The following is a 19,461-nucleotide window of genomic DNA, read 5'->3' as shown; positions in this document are numbered from 1 at the left end:
AATTATTGTTAAATTAATATAACATGCAAAATATACCTCTTATTTTAAAACCCGGAAAAGTAAAAAGCAGTATTTTACTGGTCATCAGCATCGGATTTGTTGCTTTAGGAATCTCTCTTCTGGATAGAAATATGCTCATTGCAATTCTGAATATTATGTTTTTCGGGATCTGTTTTATCGTTTTTCTTCTTAATCTTATTCCCGGTTCCTCTTATCTTAAAATTGATGAAAAAGGAATTGAGATGAAAAACCTTTTCAGGATGACATTTATTCCATGGCAGGCGGTGAGTTCTTTTGAAACAAAATGGGTGGCCTTTAATAAGCTTGTGATTTTTAACCTGAATAAAAATCTCGCCGGAGAAAAGCTGAAGCGCCGACAGGGAGGCTTTCCAGACACCTACGGAATGTCTGCAGACAAGCTTGCCGAACTTCTGAATGAATATAAAGCAAAGTTTGATCTTTCCGCTTAAAATAAATTCCGCTGAAGTTATTTCAGCGGAATTCTTATTATCTTACCTGTGGACCGACTTTCTCTCCGAATAATTCGATGGATTTCCTCATGACTTCGTTTTCCGGAGCACCTACGTCCATATGCCCGATGAATCTCGTAATCCCGAAAATCTCTTTCATGTAAGCAATTTTATCAGCAACTTCATTAGTATTCCCAATGAATAATGCACCGTCTTTGCTTCTTCCACCTTCATACTGCATTTTGGTGTACGGCGCCCAGCCTCTTGCAGAACCAATTCTGTCCATCTGCGACTTATAGTTGTGGAAATATCCGTCTATTACTGCCTGATCTTCACTTACAAAAGTATGCGAGTGAATGGCAATCTGCATTTCAGATTCCGGATGGCCGGCTTTCAAATATTCCTGCTTATAAAAATCGATCAGATTTTTAAACTGTATCGGCATTCCTCCAATGATCGCAACAACCAGAGGCATTCCCAATTTTGCAGCGCTTAAAACAGACTTCGGTGTGCCGCCAACGGCTCTCCAGATTGGAATCCGTCCTTCATTTTTAGCTCTTGGGTAAACAGTCTGATTCTGCATTGGTGCACGAAGTTTTCCAGACCAGGAAATGTTTTCTTCTGAATTGATCTTTAAAAGCAATTCCAGTTTTTCATCGAAGAGCTCTTCGTAATCATTCAAAGAATATCCGTAGAGCGGAAAAGATTCAATGAAACTGCCACGGCCCACGAAAATTTCCGCACGCCCGTCTGAAATCAAGTCGATTGTTGCAAAATCTTCATATACTTTTACGGGTTCGGAAGAGCTTAAAACCGTTACTCCGCTTGCAAGCTTTATATTTTTGGTAACACTTGCCGCTGCAGCCAGCACAATTTCCGGCGATGAAACCGCATAGTCAGGACGGTGATGTTCACCCATAGCAAAAACATCAATTCCCACTTCATCCATTAATTTTACCTGATCTATTATTTCACGGATTTTAATTCCCGCATCTTTATATTTTCCGGTTGACTGATCTACTGCCAGATCGCCAAACATTCCGATACCTAATTCCATATTGTTGATTTTATGATACAAAGGTACTTTATCCAAAAAACAGAAACATTGATCTTTGATAAGAAACGAAGTGCTGAATCTACACCTTGCTTTTAAGTTTCAGAAACTGCTTTTCAAAAAGATGATAGGATAAAAAAGAAAAAATTACCGAAGCTATGAAGGATAACAAAACAATGACGAGCCAGCTCCATTCAAAATAATTACCTATTTTCACAAACAGCATAATGAATACAGGATGGAGTAAATACAGCCCATATGTGTATTTTCCAAGCTTTGCAAGAATAGTTTTATCGGATATCTTAAAAACATTCTTCGTTCCCAGCGTAGATAAGATCAATCCTGAAAACAAAATACTGAACAGAAACGAAGTCACTTTAGGATCAGATATGATACGGATATTCGCTGTCAGAACAATTATTGTAAGAACAGATAACGCATAGAAGTATTTGTAAATTGCGGGAATCTGTTCCAGCTTTTTAATAATATTCTTTCTGAAAACAAAAATATAAGCCGGAATTCCACCGAAAGCAAAATAATGAATATTGGTAAAAAGATCCAGCGTAATGATCCCGTAATGCTTATATACTGCCTGCATCACAAATGAAAAAACAATACACCCTAAGAGCATTTTCGGGATATTTTTTAACGAAATCCAGTAAAAGACCAGTCCCCAGAAGATATAAAAATGTTCTTCGATACAAAGCGACCAGATGACGTTTAACGGCGAAACATTAGGGAACGTGCCCGTCCACATCTGCATGTAATTTTCCAGAAAGGTCAGGGTAAAAAACCAGTTGGGCGGGTAGCCCTCATTGGAATAGGAAATATGAAAAAAATCAAGAATAAAAGGCGTAAACATGGCAAATAAAACCATGGCATAATACAAAGGCCAGATTCTTAATATTCTTCTTAAAAAAAACTTTTTCAGGTCAATTTTCCCATGAGTATTTATTTTCTCAACAATAAGAATATAGGTAATTAAAAATCCACTCAGTACAAAGAAAAAAGAAACACCAATTCCGCCTTCTTTAGCAAAATAATGAAGAAAACTATTTTCAGGAATCGGTGAATGATGGAGGAAAACCAACAAAAAAGACAGAAACCTCAACGAATCAAACGTATGAAAGTGTACTCTGTCTTTTTGTATAAAATTCATTATGCTGGAATAGATTATTTTTTCAGATATAAATCAAAATAATCCGTTACTTTCTGCATAAGGTGTACTCTGTCTTTTCCGATTACATTGTGCGGATGTCCCGGATATACAAAATAATCTACCTGTACCCCGTTATCAACAGCAGATTTGATAAATTTAACCGAATGCTGCCATACCACCACATCGTCCTGTGCTCCGTGAATCATTAACAGCTTTCCTTTGAGATTCTGTACTTTATCCAGAAGATTGGCTTTTGCATATCCTTGCGGATTTTCCTGCGGCGTATCCATGTATCGTTCCCCATACATGATCTCATACATGCTCCAGTCGATTACCGGACCGCCTGCAACCCCCACTTTAAACACTTCAGGATGACGAAGCATAAAGCTGGTCGTCATAAATCCTCCGAAACTCCATCCGTGAATTCCCATCCGCTCAGAATCAACATACGGTAATGATTTCAGGTAATCAACTCCTTTCATCTGGTCATTCATCTCGGTAGTTCCCAGGTTTCTGAAAACAGCCTGCTCAAACTTTAAGCCTCTGTTTGCGGAACCCCTTCCATCCATCGTGAAGATGATATATCCGTTCTGCGCCATATATTCGTACCAAAGATTCCCGGATGCCGGAAATGAATTGGTAATTAACTGTAAATGCGGGCCATTGTATAAATAAACGATAACCGGATATTTTTTAGATGCATCAAAATTGGTCGGAAGGATGATCTTGCCATATAACAGAGTCCCGTCGTCAGCTTTTAACGTTACATTCTTAATTTCCGGTCGCTGGTAATTTTTCAGCGGATTTTCAGCTGTTAAAATAGTATTTGATTTCAGGTTATTTGTATTGATGATATTTGCTACCCTCGGCGTATTCGCATTGCTGTAAATATCATACAAATGGTTTCCGTCATTGCTTAAAATTCCTGTATGAATACCATCCGCGTTATCCAGTCGCTGCATTTTGAAATTGATCCAGTTGATTCTGTACAAATGTTTCTCCAATGGAGTTTCTTTTGTAGAAGCAAAATAAATTTCTTTTTTCTTTTCATTAAAACCTAAAATATCCGTAACCAGCCAGTCTCCTTTGGTAATCTGAGCAACAAGACCTTTTTCCAGGCTGTAATGAAACAAATGGTTGTAGCCTGTTCTCTGGCTCTGCCAGATAAAATCCGTATTGGAATTCGGGAAGAAGATAAGCGGATGCTGAGGTTCTACGTATTTATCGCTGGTTTCTTCAAATAATGTTTTTATAAAATTTCCTGTTGCCGCATCATACTGATTCATTGTAAGGTGATTCTGCCCTCTGTTTAGCACGCCTACAAAAATATATTTAGAATCCGGGCTCCAGGTAACCGCCGTTAGATATTGATCTTTTTCACCTTCAATTTTCAAAAATGTGGTTGACTGATTTTTGATATTAAATACTCCCAAAGTCACCTGATGGGAAGTCTGTCCTGCCATCGGATATTTGATATTGTGATTGACAGCAGGTGTTACAGACCAGTCGATGATGGGGTAATCTGCAACCATGGTCTGATCCATTCTGTAGAAAGCTACACTTTCAGAATTCGGTGCCGGAAAAATTCCGGTATCAATCCCGAATTCATTACGGTGAACATTAGATGCCCCGTTCAGTATATTTTCATCCGTATCATTTGTTACGGCGATGGTTTTACCATTTTTATTGATAAATAAATTATTCTTTACCGTAAAGGCAAAAGTCTGGTTGTCCCCGAAAAGTTTCAGATCTGAGGCATTCTGATCCATCGCGAACTGATTTTTTATTTTCCAGTCGCTCCCGGATTTTTCAATCCAAGTTATTTTCCCTTCAGCATTAAAATAGCCTTTGGAATTGCTGATGAACTTGATCTGCGGAACAGCTTTTAATTTATTATCGGCAAGATTTCTGTTTAACTGTGTTAAAGATAAGAGAGTGTCCTGTTTAGTTGTTTTCAGATCGGTAATGAGATAACCGCCTTTCACTGCCTGAATATAGGATTTTCCGTCACCGGACCATGAAAACTGGGAAATATTTTTCACTGCAAGATTACTTCTCAACCCATTAACAGCCTCTGCCATCGTAAATTTCTGAGTCTGGGCGAATGCACAATTCCCCAGAAACAGCATCAGTAAAGAAAATTTATATAATTTCATTTGGTAAAAATTGAATCCTCCAAAAATAAGAAATAAATACGAGCCGTTAAGAAAATGTTAAAATAAAACACCAGGATTGGAATTGTGGCATTTATGGCTAAATATTGCGTACCTTCTTGTTAATTAAAATAATAAGAACATAATTCAATTTCCATATTTAAATCAAACAAAAATCATTTCTTATCCTACGTCAATGAAATGAACCTGTATTCTGATATAAATTTGCATCATTAATAACAATCAAAATTACAAAACAATGGCAACAAAATGGACATTAGACCCGGCACATAGTGAACTTACTTTTAAAGTAAAACACATGATGATCTCTAACATCAAAGGAAACTTTACCGATTTTACAGCAGAGATCGATGCTGATGACGATAGTTTCTCCAACGCTAAAACAACGGCTACCATTCAGACGGCTTCTATCTCTACGCATAATACAGACAGAGATAATCACCTGAGATCCGCAGAGTTCTTTAACGCAGAAGCAAATCCTACGATCACTTTTGAATCTTCAGCCCTAAACAACGAGGTAACAGGAAATCTTACCATTAACGGAATTACAAAGCCTGTAACATTAGACGTTGATTTTAACGGAATCAATGTAGATCCGTGGGGAAATACAAAAGCTGGTTTTTCTTTTGAAGGGAAAATTAACAGAAAAGATTTCGGACTGAACTGGAATGCAGCTCTTGAAGCAGGAGGTGTAATGGTAAGTGAAGAAGTGAAAATCGCCGGGGAATTACAGTTTGTAAAACAGGCATAATTCATTCAACAGAATTTGAGGAGTCCCGAAGGGACGATCTATAACAGAATCGGATGTTAATCCGGTTTATTAAAAAAACAAAAATACAGAAGTCCCGAAGTGACTTATTTCAGAACAGGATGTCAAGCCTGTTCCATAACAAAATACAATTAAACATAAAAGGTTCAGGGATTAAAGCCTTGAACCTTTTTAATGAAATATGAGATAAAATGAACCTCAACGATCTTCAAAACATAAGTGATCTTTTCAGCAATACCGCAAAAATGCCGGTCTTGTTTCTGGGGCACGGCTCTCCAATGAATGCCATTGAAGAAAACCAGTTTGTACAGGGATTCCGCAAGGCCGCTTCTGAGATTCCGAAACCAAATGCCATTTTATGTATTTCGGCACACTGGTTCACGGCCGGAACTAAAGTGACCGCCATGTCGATGCCGAGAACAATTCATGATTTTGGTGGTTTTCCACAGGCGCTGTTTGATGTACAATATCCTGCTCCAGGATCTCCGGAACTGGCTAAAGAGACCGCTAAATTATTGGAGCCCGTTTTTGTAGAAGAAGACCACAGCTGGGGGCTGGATCATGGTGCATGGTCTGTTATTAAGCACATGTATCCCGAAGCGGATATTCCGGTAATCCAGATGAGCATTGATTATTCAAAACCTCCGCAATATCATTTTGATTTAGCCCAAAAACTGAACAAACTTCGCGAAAAAGGAATTCTGATTATCGGGAGCGGAAATATCATTCACAATTTAAGGCTTATTGACTGGAGAAATATCAATACTGTGGGAGCTGGATGGGACTGGGCCATTGAAGCACACGAAAAAACCAACAACTGGCTATTGGACGGAAATTTTAAAAATATTATTGAATATCAAAACCAGGGAATTTCCCTGCAGTATGCCGTTCCGACTCCTGATCATTATCTTCCCCTAATTTATACACTGGGATTGAAAACTTCTTCAGATGAGCTGTCTTTGTTCAATGATGAACTGATCGGCGGTTCGCTTAGTATGACGAGTGTAAGGATTGGCTGATATTTAAACAATAAAAAATCGAGGAATAAAATTCCCCGACCTTAGAATATGCATAAAGCTTTTTAGATTCTTGTGATACCAACAACGTGTGGCTGACCATTAATCGGCTGATAGATTTCCACGATTGCCTGCCAAACAACATCTGCTGGTGGCATTGAAGCGTCGCATTTGAAACGGTAATTGGTGCCATTTACCACTTGTGTTGATACTTCGTAAGGTGAATATTTTACTCCCACAAATCCTTTCATTGCTTCGTCAAATACTTTTTGATCTTCCGGAGTAAGAGGGTGAAATGCTGTCCAGCCTCCTACTAATGTTTCTTGTTGTTCTGTCATGATTAATATTTTTGTTTTCCTACTCTTATGGCCTTTCGGATACGCCCCGTTTGAATGGTTTCTGGCTCCATAGTTTTAGTTTTTAAATTCTCACAAATACATCAATAATGGTAAAACTATCAATTGTAAAAGTCGAAATGTTTTGTTGTGATCACATGACAAAGCTACTTCAGAAAACAGATAAATGATAGAGTAGATATACTCAATTTTAGATTACGTAAAAGTACCTAGTTATCAATTATAAAAATTAAAAAAGACAGCAATTATTATCGCTGTCTCTATATTAATTATTAATTATTAATTATTAATTATCAATCATGAATTACTGTACTGCCTGCAGAACATTGATATTACCATATCCATAATCAGAGTTCGGATTAGGATAATAGGTGGCCGACTGCCGCATTTTGTTCAGCACCTGATCTCTTGTCCAGTAAGGATTTTTAGACCATACCAAGGCGGCAATTCCTGCAGTGGAAGCAGTCGCTACGGAAGATCCGCCCACGTAGTCGGTTTGTCCGTTATAGTAACTCAGCACCGGAATACTGTTTCCCGAAGCTCTTTCCATCTGGTAAGTAAAATCAATCTCGGCACCGGAGTGACACACATCGCATTTCTGATTAGATGTATTTTCTTTCACTCCCGTCACCGCTTGTGTTTCAGACATCCACGCCGGAAAGATAACGCCTACGAAATTGGTAAAACTGGTAGAAGTTCCACCCGCACAGAAGATTAATTTCCCTTTTGAATAGGCATATTTCACCCCGTCTTCTATTTTACCGACCGAGAAAATATGTCCCATCGACATCGATATAATTTTTACACTGTTATTATTTCCCAGTTCTGTAAATGCGATTTTCACTCCGTTCTGTTCATGATATCCATCCAGAACAACATTGGATGCAGCTCTATACGTTACCAGATTGGCATTATAGGCAACTCCCACCGGCTGTCCCATATTATTTCGCGGTGCTGCCATTGCAGAAGCCATGCTTGTTCCGTGTCCGCATTGATCTGCCGAACCGTCATAGCCACTGCTCCACGGCCATATGGAATCTACATAGACTCCGTTTTTACTGATGCTTCTGCCCGAAGACAATCCGTTGTTAAAACTTGAACCTAGCAATGACTGTTCAGAAGAAACGCCGCTGTCAATCACACCAATGGTAACTCCTGCTCCGGTACTGTAACTCCAGGCATTGATAATATTATGTTTTGAAAAAGACCAAGGAGCCTTTGCATTAGGGGTTACGGTCGTATAATCTGATGTGCTCAAGGCAGTTGATTCAAATCCGCATCCTGATGACGAGCTGCTGGACTTGGCAGTGCCGTTCAGTTTTCTTTCATTTTCAAAATAGCGGTAATCCGCTGGCTCTACATACCGGATATCCTTCATTTTTCGCAGAGCAATAACCGTTTCCTGTTTTTCTACAACAACATCCATCTGATTAAGGTAAGGATCCGATGATAATACCATCCTGTCGCTTTTTCCTTCATATTTTTCAATTACTTGTAAAATAGCTGTTTCAATAGATTTACTGTCTGGAGTCTGGCTTCTGTCGAAAGAAGATCCGAAGCCTATCGAAGCAATTTTATTTCCCTGAAAAATAGCACTCCATACAAAATGATCGGATGATTCTTTCCAGGAAAATCTGCTCTTAGTTCTGATGGTCTCGTTAATCTTTTCATTGATCTGTTTTGCAGAAAGCGGATCTTTCTGGGTGATTTCCATATCTGCCGTTGTATTTTGCAGATCATCTCTATTACATGCTGTAAAAACGAAAAACAGCATAAGTACTAAAAATACATGTTTCTTCATATAAAATAATATTTGATTGGTAAACCAATATATCACTTTACATTGAATTACAGAACCTTAAAGATGAAATTTTATCCTATTTTTATTATGCTGAAAATAATATTCACTGAAAATTTACAGGATTTTTTCGTAACAGACACTCTTCTCAACACCAATGTACTGACCATAATTGGGAATTCTTATATAGCCGCTTTTTTCATAAACCGAGAGCGCCTCGTTCTGTTCCAGTGAGGTTTCCAGAACCGCTTTTTTATAGTTTAATTCTTTTGCCCACTTTTCAAGCTCTTTCACAATAGCTGTTGCCAAACCTCTTTTTCTGAAATCCGGATGTGTGTACATTCTTTTAATTTCAACCGTATCATCCGCAAATTTTTTGAATGCGCCACACGCCGCAGGAGTTTCATCAACATAAACTACGATACAGTTTTTAATCACATCAATATTATTAAACTGATTATAAAATGCCTGATCTTCACCATTCCTAACTGCCAGGTCAGCATCTAAAAGCTGTACCAAATCCCGAAAATCTCTGCCGGAAGAATCTGTTCTCTGAATTTTCATAACTAAATTTTATTGGATTAAAAACCAAAAGCTCCGGATGAAGGAGCTTTAGAAATATCATTTTTTAGGCATCATTGGAGGTGGCGGACCATCCGATACGGGCGGCGGCGGAGAAGTCAAATATCCCTTCTTCGTGAGATCGTTATTAATTATTTCAGTTACTTTCATTGCCCAATTACCCGTTGCAGTCTGAATTTCTTGTATCATATCCTGTGAATGACGAATCATTTTTCTTCCCAGATCTGATTTGTAGAAAACAAGCAACTCATTAATCTCAGGTTCTGTAAATCTGCTTGAATACATTTCAATCACATTGTTTATAAGTTCTTCAACACTGATTTCTGTTCAAGGCCAGCCCATTCAGATTCAGGGACATTATTATATTTCTTCTTATAATTTGCAATCACTTCTTTCGGAATTCCTCTGGAAATGGTAAAAGCTCCGCTCAGAGAAATTAATTCTTTGATTTTCTCGTGCTTTGTTTGGGCATATGAAAATGTAAAGCAAAACAGCGTGAAGAGAAAAATTATATTTTTTATCATACTATTAATTTACCACGAATTTCCTTTCATTAATCAATTCTGCGATCGCCAGCATATCTTCACCAATCAATCGGTCGTCTTCAAGTTTAGTAACTTTTGATCGCAAGATTGCGAAGTTTTCTTCAATAATTTTAGAACACTTTGAAGGTCTCCTGAATTCTAAGCCCTGTGCTGCAAACATCAGTTCGACAGCTAAAATATTTACAAGATTTCCCAGAACCTGATTAAACTTCCTTCCTGAAATGCTTCCCATAGAAACGTGATCTTCCTGCCCAAGACTTGTAGGGATGGAATCCGCAGAAGCCGGGAAACATAATGTTTTATTCTCTGTAACCAACGCTGCTGAGGTATACTGAGGGATCATAAATCCGGAGTTTAGCCCTGAACTTTCCGTTAATAATCTTGGTAAACCGTATTTTCCTTCCAGCAATAAATAACTTCTTCTGTCAGAAATATTTCCCAGTTCGGCGGCCGCCAAAGTAGCGTAATCCAATGGTAAAGCCATCAGCTGACCGTGGAAATTACCGCCTGAGATCGACTCTTCAGCACTTAAAACAATCGGATTATCTGTCACGGAATTCAATTCTGTTTCTGCCATCATTTTAAGATGTTCAAATGCATTTCTGCTTGCCCCGTGAACCTGTGGAACGCATCGCATGGAATACGGATCCTGAACACGCTCACAGTCTTCATGAGCCTGCAGATTTTCCGAGCCTTTCAGAAACTTCAGCATTCTTGCGGCCACTTTTTTACTGCCTTCAAAAGGTCTGATCTCATGAAGTTCTTTTTTGAAGGGACTTGCAGAACCTCTGTACGCTTCAAGGCTCATGGCTGCCGTCATATCAGCAAGATCCAGTAAATATTCAAACTTTTCCAGTCCTTTGATCGCGTGGGCTAAGATAAACTGTGTTCCGTTAATCAGTCCCAGTCCTTCTTTCGGCCCTAATGACAATGGAAGAAGATCGTTTTTCTCTAAAATTTCTGCCGTAGGAAATATCTCGTTTCCAACCCATACTTTTCCTAGGCCCAAAAGCGGCAATACCAAATGCGCCAGTGGAGCAAGATCACCGGAAGCGCCAACAGATCCCTGCTCCGGAACAACTGGGATGATATCTTTTTCCAGCATGAGAACCATTCTTTCGATGACCTCCAGAGAAACTCCCGAAAATCCTTTTGACAACGCATGAACTTTGGCAATCATCATGATTTTTGAAAGTTCTTTATCAATAGGCTTCCCCACACCTACTGCATGGGAAATGATCAGATTGTATTGTAAAAGCGCCGTTTCATCGGCTGAAATTTTCGTATCGCAAAGAGGTCCGAAACCTGTGTTGATCCCATAAACACAACGGTCTGACTCTACAATTTTCTGAACATTTTTCTGCGATTTTAAAATTTGCTCTCTGGCTGCTTTATTAAGTTTAGCTTTATTGGGAGTTTTACAGATCTCCAGGACATCATGGAAACTGAAAACATCTACACCGTATATCATTCTCTAAATTTTGTCCTAAAATTACACATTTAGCGATAATTGGGAAAGCTTATTTTATATGATGAAAATTTTCTGAGGATGAGCAGATTAATTTCCTATTTTTGCTGCTGAATAAAATTAATATCCTTATGAAACTTAAAACATTACTGCTTGCACTGGTTCTGGCCAGCACTGCATCTTTCGCGCAAAAAGTGAAATACTCCAAAGAAGAAATTAAAAAGATGGAACAATACCTTTTCAATGAAGGGTTCAATATGCCGTCACCTAAGAAAACCTCAACTGTTATTTTAAAAGACGGAAGCGTTCACAAAGGTTTCTGCAGCAAAACAGACTCCAAAAAAGGACAGATCTTTGAAGTATCCTTAAAAGACAGCATTACGAAAAAAACCGAGACTTTTGATGCTGATCATATTGCTGAAATGTATATCTACCCAAGTAATGCTGAGAAAATTGCAAAAGTGGCCAAATACATGGGGAATATCAGAAATTACAGTACCCGAAAACTTACCAAGACTACCAACAGCGACAGAATATATTTTGTAAACCAAACGGTTTCTCTAAAAAACAAAAAAGACGATAAAGAATTCCTGATGCAGGTGATCAATCCGGGATTTGATGATATTATTTCTGTTTATCATGATCCGAGAGCAAAAGAAACAGGAGGCGTTTCATTCGGGTACGGACCTCAGCTGGGCGGCGGTGTTATTAAGTCTTATTATGTTAAAAAAGGCGATAAAGTGATGTGGCTTCATAAGGATGATTTTGAGGACAATTATGATTTTCTTTTCGGGGATAATGCAGAATTCATGAAAAAATATCCTAAAAATTCTGTGGAATGGGATTACTTCAGCTTTTTAGTGAATGAGTATACGTCAATGAGCAACGGATAATTTTAAATCTATATTAAAGTATGCTGCCTTTATCAGAGGCAGCATTTTTTATGCATTCTAAAAGCCGCGCAGGTTTCTTATAAAACCTAAGCACCTTTCACCTGAAACCTAAGCACCTTTTATCAAAAACCTGAGCAGGTTTTGACCGAAACATCAGCACGTTTCCAAACAATGATAATCAGCACTGAAAATCAACACATTATACCACCTGTATTTTAAGTATAACCGATTAACATGGCTTTATAAATAATAACATTTTAACCTGATCCTATTACGACGCTGTTTAAACAAAATTAGCATAACCCTATTACAATTTAATAGATATAGGAAATGAATCTGAAGCCCAGATAGCTATTCGGCTTTTTTTATGCCTTTAAATTCCTTAAATTTGTTATATGAATCCTTCCTTAGAATTACAGCTCAAAACTTTACCATCTGAACCCGGCGTTTATCGTTATTATGATAAAAACGATCAGCTGCTGTACGTGGGTAAGGCCAAAAATCTGAAGAAAAGAGTACTATCCTATTTCAATAAAACCCTTTCCGGCTACCGTACAAGAATAATGGTCGGGAAGATAAACCGCCTGGAAACTACTATTGTTAATAGTGAATACGATGCACTTTTATTAGAAAATAATCTCATCAAAGAACATCAGCCGTTTTATAACGTCATGCTGAAGGATGACAAAACCTATCCCTGGATTTGTATCAAAAATGAAGATTTTCCGAGAATATTTTTAACGAGAACCAAAATAAAAGACGGATCTGAATATTACGGACCTTATGCGAAAGTGCGACCGGCAAAAATTTTACTGGATACCATCAAACATATTTACAAGCTGAGAACCTGTAATCTTAATCTGGCTCCTGCAAAGATTGAGGAAGGTAAATACAAAGTCTGCCTGGAATATCATATTAAAAACTGCGAAGGACCCTGTGAAGGCCTGGAAAGCAAACAAGATTATGATGAAAAGATCGACGCCATCCGTGGTATCATCAAAGGAGATTTCCGCAAAGCAAAAGAATATCTGGTAAACCAGATGATGAAATATGCCACGAACCTTCAGTTTGAAAGCGCACAAATCGTAAAGGAAAGACTGGATGCTCTTGAAGATTACCAGGCTAAAAATACAGTCGTAAATCCGAGCATCGATGATGTGGATGTTTTTGGTATGACAAGCGATGAAACGGCCGCTTATGTGAACTTTTTTAAGATCAGAAACGGAAATATTATTCAGAGTTTCACGACCGAAATTAAGAAAATTCTCGAGGAAACCGATGAAGAAATTATGGAGCAGGCTTTAGTTGAAATCCGTCAGAAATTTGATTCTGATTCTAAGGAAGTGCTGCTGCCTTTTCATCTGGCTATTGAAATTCCGAACGTAAAACTGATCGTCCCGAAAGTAGGCGATAAAAAACGTATTGTAGAACTTTCTGAAAAAAACGCAAAAGAATATCGTCTTGAAAAACTGAAGCAGGTACAGATTGTAGATCCGGAAAGACACACCAACCGCATTATGGCAGAAATGCAGAAGCTCCTCAGGATGCCTGTGGAACCCCGCCACATCGAAGGTTTTGATAATTCCAATATTCAGGGGACCAATCCTGTTTCCGCCTGTGTTGTTTTCAAAGACGGAAAACCCAGCAAAGCAGACTATAGAATTTTTCATCCTAAAACTGTAGAAGGTCCGAACGATTTTGCAACGATGGAAGAGGTCATTTATCGGCGTTATAAAAGAATGCTGGATGAAGGAGAAGACTTACCACAGCTGATCCTGATCGATGGAGGTAAAGGCCAGCTCTCTTCTGCAGTGAAAAGCTTACGTTTGTTGGGGTTATATGGTAAAATTACCATCATCGGCATCGCCAAAAGACTGGAAGAGCTTTTCTTTCCGGAAGATTCCATCCCGTTATATCTTGATAAAAAATCTGAGACCCTTAAAATTTTACAGAGAGTAAGGGACGAAGCGCACCGTTTTGGCGTAAAGCACCACAGAACCAGAAGAAAGAATTCAACGATAAAATCTGAACTGGAAGAAATTCCCGGCGTGGGCGGAAAAACAATTGAACTGCTCTTGTCGCGGTTAAAATCTGTGAAAAGAATTAAAGAATCAAGCCTGGAAACTCTGGAAGAGATTCTTGGGAAAAGTAAGGCTAAAATTGTGTATGATTTTTTTAATAATGAATAAAAGGTTGGAAAATTTTCCAACCTTTTATTATTTGAACTATTTCTTTACAAAGATTTCTTTGCCATACTCGCCATTGGCTTTAGGCATTTCAATGACAATATTTCCGTTTTCATAATATCCTAAAGTCGCCTCTCCATTCTGTAATTTCACTCTGAAAACATCTGCCTTGGTTGTTGTCTTAAAAGTTGCATACGGCGAAGAGCTGTTAGAGTTTACCAGAATAAACTGATTGTTATCAAGCTGTACTTTCATGACATCAACTTTGCCGTTACTGAATTTTACGGCATTATTATCAGATGAAGCCGAGCCTGAAATCTCAGTTTCTCTTGTCTCTGTAACAGAAGATGTTGTGTTGTTAATAGTTGAAGCGTCAGCCGTACTCTGAACTACAGGACTTGAAGGAGAAACCGACACAAAAGTCTGCTTAAGTGCATCCTGAAAACCTTCTTTAAATTCTTTAATATTAGAACTGCCTTTAGTTGAGGATATTACTTTATTATTACAGTCGCGGAACTGGAGCAATACTTTATTTCGAAGGAGACCGCTGTCATTTACCACATCTGCCATCAGTACACTGCATGGATTAGCCTGTGCTTCAGACGGCCACTGCAATTTGTCGTACGGTACTATAGTGTAATTTTTACTTTTTAGCGTTTTTATCAACATATCTGCCAGACCGAAATCTTCCTTAAAGGTTTCGAAATGTAGCGGAAGTGAGATGTATTTGTAATCGGAAACCTTCTGTCCGAAAGCAAACATCGAATATGCTGTAAATATAACCAGTGAAATTTTTTTCATTTTAAATAAATTAATCATTTCTGAATTGTCCCATATCCAGTTTCAGGGAAAAGAAGTTGGAATAAAAATTGGATCCTCCGATTCCGGAATTGGTAATGGCATAATCTAACGTAAGGCCTCTATATCTGATCCCGATTCCCGCACTCGGCTGGAAGGATACTTTTCTTTTGAGATCTTCAATATCTGTGATCGACTGGAATCTGTTGACCCCAAGTCTCACAAAAATCATTTTCTGATACCCAAGTTCTGCTCCAGCATAAGGAGTGATACTTGCAATGTCTGAAGAAATAAGAGCGGCTGTTTTAGCAAAATCGATATTTAAGCCGGCTTCCGGTAAAATATATACACTGCTGTTAATCTCGAAGATTTTACTTGCTCCCACATTGAGTTTCGGCATGGTAAGTTCCATTTTATCTTTTGGCGCCGGGTTGAATTCTTCCCCATTAACCACCGTGGAAAGTTCTTTCTGATTAACACTCCAGAAGTTGACTGTAGTTGTTGCATCTCTCAGCATACCTCCCAGCTTCCAGCCATTATCCATTTTATAGATAGCCCCCACATCGAATCCAAATCCGTAGCCGTTGGCAAATTTGCCCACATTTCGGTATACGATTTTAGCATTAACACCTACATCCAATTTGGTATTCCCTCCCGGATTGAATGCATAGGAAAGTATGGCTGCATAATCTGACTGTGAAAATTTTGTAATTTTATCGTAATCAATATTTCCTTCAGTATCGATAAGCTGTGTAGTATTGAGGATGTTATCAACACCCAGTCTCACTACAGAAACTCCGAAAACACCTGTTTCCAGAACTTTAGCATACGCGAGATAATCATATTTGGCAATAGATTCAAAATATTCTGCGTGCATTGCTGCGCCCTGCCAGTCTCTTTCTATTGCCATAAGTCCTGCAGGATTCCACATCGGAGAATATACATCATCCTGATTGGAAACTACGGCTCCTCCCATGGCCAGACCTCTGGCTCCAGCTCCGATATTCAGGAACTCATTGGAATATTTTCTGATGATCTGCGATTGCGAGATGCCATACATCAGGGATAATACAAGTAAAAGATATTTTTTCATCATATAATTTGATGCTTAATTTAAAGTTTTTTGTTTCTTAGCTTTTATCAATCCGTTGGCAATGATTGCCAGTATCATAACTCCTGAAGCCACATAAAAAACAGGACTCATATGTTCTGATTCTCCAAAGATAAAAAAAGCTAGTATAATTCCGTAAACCGGTTCTAAATTAACTGTTAAAATTAATGTAAAAGGCGAAATATATTTCATAAGGTTCACTGATTCCAGCATCGGAAAGGCAGTGAAAACACTTGCTAACAAGCATATTAACGCAATATCACGGTAACTTATTTCATTCATGTGAAAAATTTGTCCTGTAAACAGATAAATAATCATTAAAATAGACCATCCGCAGAATATTTCGTAAAAAATAATGTTTCCTGAGCTTGTCTTTCCAAACATTTTACCGTTGAACACTGAAAAAACAGTTCCGAAAATGGCACATAATACTCCGTAAAAAATACCCTCCTTGAATCTGAATTCCGTTTTGAATATCAAAAGAATACAGGCGACAATCACAACACCCATAATGACTTCCGAGATATCAATCTTACGTTTAAAAATAATAGGTTCCATAATGGAAGCAAATAAGGTTGATAATGAAAGACAGCTTAAAGCAATGGAAACATTGGAAATTTTAATAGAATAAAAAAAACAGTACCAGTGCAAAGCCATGGAAAAACCTATTGCCGCAAGCTGGAAAAAGATCTTTTTTGAAACTTTAATGCTTTCTTTTTTAAAAATTCTGATGTAAAGATATAAGAAGACAGCAGCAAACAACATTCTGTAGAATACAAGAATCTCCGCATTGGCATGAATCAATTTTCCCAGAATTGCTGTAAATCCCCATAAAAACACAATCAAATGCAATCTGAAAAGAGCCAGTTTATGCATATTCTACTTCTTTTTTATTTTTGCAAATTTACAAATCGGATTTACATTGCTGTAACATATTTACAACTAAATTATATTGTTTCTAAAGTTTTTATTTCTATAAAATGAATGTTTTGAACTTTCATATAATTAATTTTTTAAAATTAAAAAAGTATAAAGTCTCTTTTGCAGAAAATTACAGAAATAACTAATGGTAAAATGAGAATTGATAGGACCAAACAAAAAACCCTGAAAATTTATTCAACTTTCAGGGCCTTCAAATAATAAACTATTAAAAAAATAAACTAGGAACTAGAGAAAAGTGTAAGATTTCACTCTCACTTTCTCTATTGTAAAGTTAGCAAATTACGCACCAGAAAAAATACTTTTTTTGTTAAAAATTTCATAAATTTCTGAAAACCAATTTATTAAACAAATGTTTACATCAATTTTTATTCCATTCAAAAAATAGTATCTTTAAAACGAAAAAATTGTGATTTTATGGACATTGAATTCAATAAAAGAGAAGATCAAAACAGATTAAAGTTATCAGAAATAAATCGTCTGCTCGCTGAAATCAAAAAAGGAGGCGGAGAAAAAAGGCTTCAGAAACTTCGTGATGAAGGTAAAATGACAGCAAGAGAACGAATTGAATATCTTCTTGATAAAGATTCTGATTCCATAGAAATCGGTGCTTTTGCCGGGTATGAAATGTATGAAGAGCACGGTGGCTGTCCAAGCGGCGGTGTTGTGGTGGTTATGGGGTATGTATCCGGAAGACAATGTATCATTGTTGCCAATGATGCTTCCGTAAAAGCAGGTGCCTGGTTCCCGATTACAGGTAAAAAAAACCTGAGAGCACAGGAAATTGCAATGGAAAACAGACTCCCTATTATTTACCTCGTAGATTCAGCGGGTGTATATCTTCCGATGCAGGACGAAATTTTTCCTGATAAGGAAATGTTCGGGAGAATTTTCAGAAATAATGCGAAAATGAGTGCTGCAGGGATTATCCAGATTTCTGCGGTGATGGGAAGTTGTGTTGCGGGTGGAGCTTATCTTCCGATTATGAGTGATGAAGCGATGATAGTTGATAAAACAGGTTCTATTTTCCTTGCAGGAAGTTATTTGGTAAAGGCAGCGATTGGTGAAAGTATTGACAATGAAACATTGGGAGGCGCAACAACACACTGCTCAATCTCCGGAGTTACCGACTATAAAGCAAAAGATGATAAAGATGCCCTGAACAGGATCAAAAATATCATGAAGTCTCTGGGAAGTACGGACAAAGCAGGTTTTGACAGGATTGAAAGTGCCCAACCGAAAGAAAAACCGGAAAATATTTTCGGAATCATGCCGGTTTCAAGGGCAGAACAATATGATACGTATGAAATTATTAAATGTTTAGTGGATAATTCTGAATATGAAGAGTATAAACCTGACTATGGTAAAAGCATTATCTGTGCTACCGCCAGAATAGATGGATGGTCGGTGGGAATTGTTGCCAACCAGAGAAAACTTGTAAAAAGCGGAAAGGGCGAAATGCAGTTTGGTGGTGTGATTTATTCTGATTCTGCAGATAAAGCAACAAGGTTTATTGCCAACTGTAATCAAAGAAAGATTCCGTTGGTATTTTTACAGGATGTAACAGGTTTTATGGTTGGTTCAAAGTCCGAACATGGGGGAATCATCAAAGACGGCGCTAAAATGGTGAATGCCGTTTCCAATTCTGTAGTACCTAAATTTACCATTATTACAGGAAATTCTTATGGTGCCGGAAATTACGCCATGTGCGGAAAAGCGTATGATCCAAGGCTTATTGTAGCCTGGCCATGGGCAGATCTTGCAGTTATGGGTGGAGCTCAGGCGGCGAAAGTGCTGGCCCAGATTCAGGAATCTACTTTGAAAAAGCAGGGGAAAGAAATTACAGAGGAAGAACATAATGAAATTCTAAACAGCATTTCAAAAAAATATCAGAAACAAACAGAAGCCACTTATGCAGCAGCCAGACTCTGGACGGATGCTATCATTAATCCGGCAGACACAAGAAAATGGATTTCCATGGGAATTGAAGCAGCCAATCATTCTCCCATTACTGAGAAGTTTAATTTGGGAGTGATACAGGTTTAATTGATGATTGATGATCTAATAAAAAAATATGCGGAAAAATTCCGCATATTTTTTTTATGGATGTCTTAATTACTATTTGTGTCCTCGGCCTAGACCC

Annotated in this window: 18 protein-coding genes; 6 read left to right on the top strand and 12 right to left on the bottom strand. The window is 37.9% G+C overall.

Features of this window, described 5'->3' with window-relative positions:
* The first annotated feature begins 23 nt into the window (after positions 1–23).
* Positions 24–470: an STM3941 family protein gene (locus tag U9K52_RS15660; protein ID WP_322927304.1), complete on the top strand. Its 447-nt coding sequence runs from the start codon at positions 24–26 to the stop codon at positions 468–470.
* A 37-nt stretch (positions 471–507) separates the two neighbouring features.
* Here the strand turns inward: U9K52_RS15660 and U9K52_RS15655 are convergent, their stop codons facing one another.
* The 3 genes from U9K52_RS15655 to U9K52_RS15645 form a co-directional block, all read right to left on the bottom strand.
* Positions 508–1,527, bottom strand: a complete 1,020-nt coding sequence (locus U9K52_RS15655) for an LLM class flavin-dependent oxidoreductase (RefSeq protein WP_322927303.1) — start codon at positions 1,525–1,527, stop codon at positions 508–510.
* Between the two features lie 79 nt (positions 1,528–1,606).
* On the bottom strand, positions 1,607–2,683 hold the full coding sequence (locus U9K52_RS15650) for an acyltransferase (RefSeq protein WP_322927302.1): 1,077 nt from the start codon (positions 2,681–2,683) through the stop codon (positions 1,607–1,609).
* A 14-nt stretch (positions 2,684–2,697) separates the two neighbouring features.
* Complete coding sequence (locus tag U9K52_RS15645; RefSeq protein WP_322927301.1) at positions 2,698–4,839, bottom strand: S9 family peptidase; 2,142 nt, start codon at positions 4,837–4,839, stop codon at positions 2,698–2,700.
* Between the two features lie 256 nt (positions 4,840–5,095).
* On the opposite strand from U9K52_RS15645, the gene U9K52_RS15640 reads away from it, so the two are divergent.
* A complete protein-coding gene (locus tag U9K52_RS15640; RefSeq protein ID WP_169229187.1) occupies positions 5,096–5,608 on the top strand; it encodes a YceI family protein in 513 nt (170 codons plus the stop codon).
* Positions 5,609–5,817: 209 nt separating this feature from the next.
* On the top strand, positions 5,818–6,645 hold the full coding sequence (ygiD, locus tag U9K52_RS15635) for a 4,5-DOPA dioxygenase extradiol (protein WP_322927300.1): 828 nt from the start codon (positions 5,818–5,820) through the stop codon (positions 6,643–6,645).
* Between the two features lie 62 nt (positions 6,646–6,707).
* On the opposite strand, the gene U9K52_RS15630 is transcribed toward ygiD, so the two are convergent.
* The 6 genes from U9K52_RS15630 to hutH form a co-directional block, all read right to left on the bottom strand.
* On the bottom strand, positions 6,708–6,980 hold the full coding sequence (locus U9K52_RS15630; protein WP_248390756.1) for a hypothetical protein: 273 nt from the start codon (positions 6,978–6,980) through the stop codon (positions 6,708–6,710).
* 322 nt (positions 6,981–7,302) lie between these two features.
* Entirely contained in the window at positions 7,303–8,799 is a 1,497-nt protein-coding gene (locus tag U9K52_RS15625; protein ID WP_322927298.1) for a S8/S53 family peptidase, read from the bottom strand.
* 114 nt (positions 8,800–8,913) lie between these two features.
* A complete protein-coding gene (locus U9K52_RS15620) occupies positions 8,914–9,360 on the bottom strand; it encodes a GNAT family N-acetyltransferase (RefSeq protein ID WP_248390751.1) in 447 nt (148 codons plus the stop codon).
* Positions 9,361–9,417: 57 nt separating this feature from the next.
* Positions 9,418–9,663: a DUF2059 domain-containing protein gene (locus U9K52_RS15615; protein ID WP_322927297.1), complete on the bottom strand. Its 246-nt coding sequence runs from the start codon at positions 9,661–9,663 to the stop codon at positions 9,418–9,420.
* A 14-nt stretch (positions 9,664–9,677) separates the two neighbouring features.
* Positions 9,678–9,902: a hypothetical protein gene (locus U9K52_RS15610; RefSeq protein WP_322927295.1), complete on the bottom strand. Its 225-nt coding sequence runs from the start codon at positions 9,900–9,902 to the stop codon at positions 9,678–9,680.
* A 4-nt stretch (positions 9,903–9,906) separates the two neighbouring features.
* Entirely contained in the window at positions 9,907–11,394 is a 1,488-nt protein-coding gene (gene hutH, locus U9K52_RS15605) for a histidine ammonia-lyase (RefSeq protein ID WP_322927294.1), read from the bottom strand.
* 128 nt (positions 11,395–11,522) lie between these two features.
* On the opposite strand from hutH, the gene U9K52_RS15600 reads away from it, so the two are divergent.
* Together U9K52_RS15600 and uvrC are read left to right on the top strand one after the other, a co-directional pair.
* Positions 11,523–12,284, top strand: a complete 762-nt coding sequence (locus U9K52_RS15600) for a hypothetical protein (protein WP_312174240.1) — start codon at positions 11,523–11,525, stop codon at positions 12,282–12,284.
* 395 nt (positions 12,285–12,679) lie between these two features.
* A complete protein-coding gene (gene uvrC, locus U9K52_RS15595) occupies positions 12,680–14,473 on the top strand; it encodes an excinuclease ABC subunit UvrC (protein ID WP_263601529.1) in 1,794 nt (597 codons plus the stop codon).
* A gap of 36 nt (positions 14,474–14,509) precedes the next feature.
* On the opposite strand, the gene U9K52_RS15590 is transcribed toward uvrC, so the two are convergent.
* From U9K52_RS15590 to U9K52_RS15580, 3 genes are read right to left on the bottom strand one after another with little or no spacing between them, the layout of a single operon-like run.
* Positions 14,510–15,271, bottom strand: a complete 762-nt coding sequence (locus tag U9K52_RS15590) for a hypothetical protein (RefSeq protein WP_322927293.1) — start codon at positions 15,269–15,271, stop codon at positions 14,510–14,512.
* 10 nt (positions 15,272–15,281) lie between these two features.
* On the bottom strand, positions 15,282–16,364 hold the full coding sequence (locus U9K52_RS15585) for a PorV/PorQ family protein (protein ID WP_322927292.1): 1,083 nt from the start codon (positions 16,362–16,364) through the stop codon (positions 15,282–15,284).
* A 12-nt stretch (positions 16,365–16,376) separates the two neighbouring features.
* The gene (locus U9K52_RS15580; RefSeq protein WP_312174243.1) at positions 16,377–17,255 is read right to left on the bottom strand and encodes a DMT family transporter; all 879 of its coding nucleotides are present in this window, start codon (positions 17,253–17,255) and stop codon (positions 16,377–16,379) included.
* Positions 17,256–17,735: 480 nt separating this feature from the next.
* Between U9K52_RS15580 and U9K52_RS15575 the strand changes: the two genes are divergently transcribed.
* A complete protein-coding gene (locus U9K52_RS15575) occupies positions 17,736–19,364 on the top strand; it encodes an acyl-CoA carboxylase subunit beta (RefSeq protein WP_263601532.1) in 1,629 nt (542 codons plus the stop codon).
* Positions 19,365–19,461 lie beyond the last annotated feature (97 nt).

This window comes from Chryseobacterium sp. MHB01, from assembly GCF_034651565.1.
Lineage (GTDB): Bacteria > Bacteroidota > Bacteroidia > Flavobacteriales > Weeksellaceae > Chryseobacterium > Chryseobacterium nepalense.
The sequence above is the reverse complement of the archived record's forward strand: the minus strand, read 5'-3'. Positions and strand labels throughout refer to the sequence as shown.

Bases quoted from the DNA above. Each gene is read 5' to 3' on its own strand.
- U9K52_RS15660 (WP_322927304.1), top strand. From the start codon at position 24: ATGCAAAATATACCTCTTATTTTAAAACCCGGAAAAGTAAAAAGCAGT.
- U9K52_RS15655 (WP_322927303.1), bottom strand. From the start codon at position 1,527: ATGGAATTAGGTATCGGAATGTTTGGCGATCTGGCAGTAGATCAGTCA.
- U9K52_RS15650 (WP_322927302.1), bottom strand. From the start codon at position 2,683: ATGAATTTTATACAAAAAGACAGAGTACACTTTCATACGTTTGATTCG.
- U9K52_RS15645 (WP_322927301.1), bottom strand. From the start codon at position 4,839: ATGAAATTATATAAATTTTCTTTACTGATGCTGTTTCTGGGGAATTGT.
- U9K52_RS15640 (WP_169229187.1), top strand. From the start codon at position 5,096: ATGGCAACAAAATGGACATTAGACCCGGCACATAGTGAACTTACTTTT.
- ygiD (WP_322927300.1), top strand. From the start codon at position 5,818: ATGAACCTCAACGATCTTCAAAACATAAGTGATCTTTTCAGCAATACC.
- U9K52_RS15630 (WP_248390756.1), bottom strand. From the start codon at position 6,980: ATGACAGAACAACAAGAAACATTAGTAGGAGGCTGGACAGCATTTCAC.
- U9K52_RS15625 (WP_322927298.1), bottom strand. From the start codon at position 8,799: ATGAAGAAACATGTATTTTTAGTACTTATGCTGTTTTTCGTTTTTACA.
- U9K52_RS15620 (WP_248390751.1), bottom strand. From the start codon at position 9,360: ATGAAAATTCAGAGAACAGATTCTTCCGGCAGAGATTTTCGGGATTTG.
- U9K52_RS15615 (WP_322927297.1), bottom strand. From the start codon at position 9,663: ATGTATTCAAGCAGATTTACAGAACCTGAGATTAATGAGTTGCTTGTT.
- U9K52_RS15610 (WP_322927295.1), bottom strand. From the start codon at position 9,902: ATGATAAAAAATATAATTTTTCTCTTCACGCTGTTTTGCTTTACATTT.
- hutH (WP_322927294.1), bottom strand. From the start codon at position 11,394: ATGATATACGGTGTAGATGTTTTCAGTTTCCATGATGTCCTGGAGATC.
- U9K52_RS15600 (WP_312174240.1), top strand. From the start codon at position 11,523: ATGAAACTTAAAACATTACTGCTTGCACTGGTTCTGGCCAGCACTGCA.
- uvrC (WP_263601529.1), top strand. From the start codon at position 12,680: ATGAATCCTTCCTTAGAATTACAGCTCAAAACTTTACCATCTGAACCC.
- U9K52_RS15590 (WP_322927293.1), bottom strand. From the start codon at position 15,271: ATGAAAAAAATTTCACTGGTTATATTTACAGCATATTCGATGTTTGCT.
- U9K52_RS15585 (WP_322927292.1), bottom strand. From the start codon at position 16,364: ATGATGAAAAAATATCTTTTACTTGTATTATCCCTGATGTATGGCATC.
- U9K52_RS15580 (WP_312174243.1), bottom strand. From the start codon at position 17,255: ATGCATAAACTGGCTCTTTTCAGATTGCATTTGATTGTGTTTTTATGG.
- U9K52_RS15575 (WP_263601532.1), top strand. From the start codon at position 17,736: ATGGACATTGAATTCAATAAAAGAGAAGATCAAAACAGATTAAAGTTA.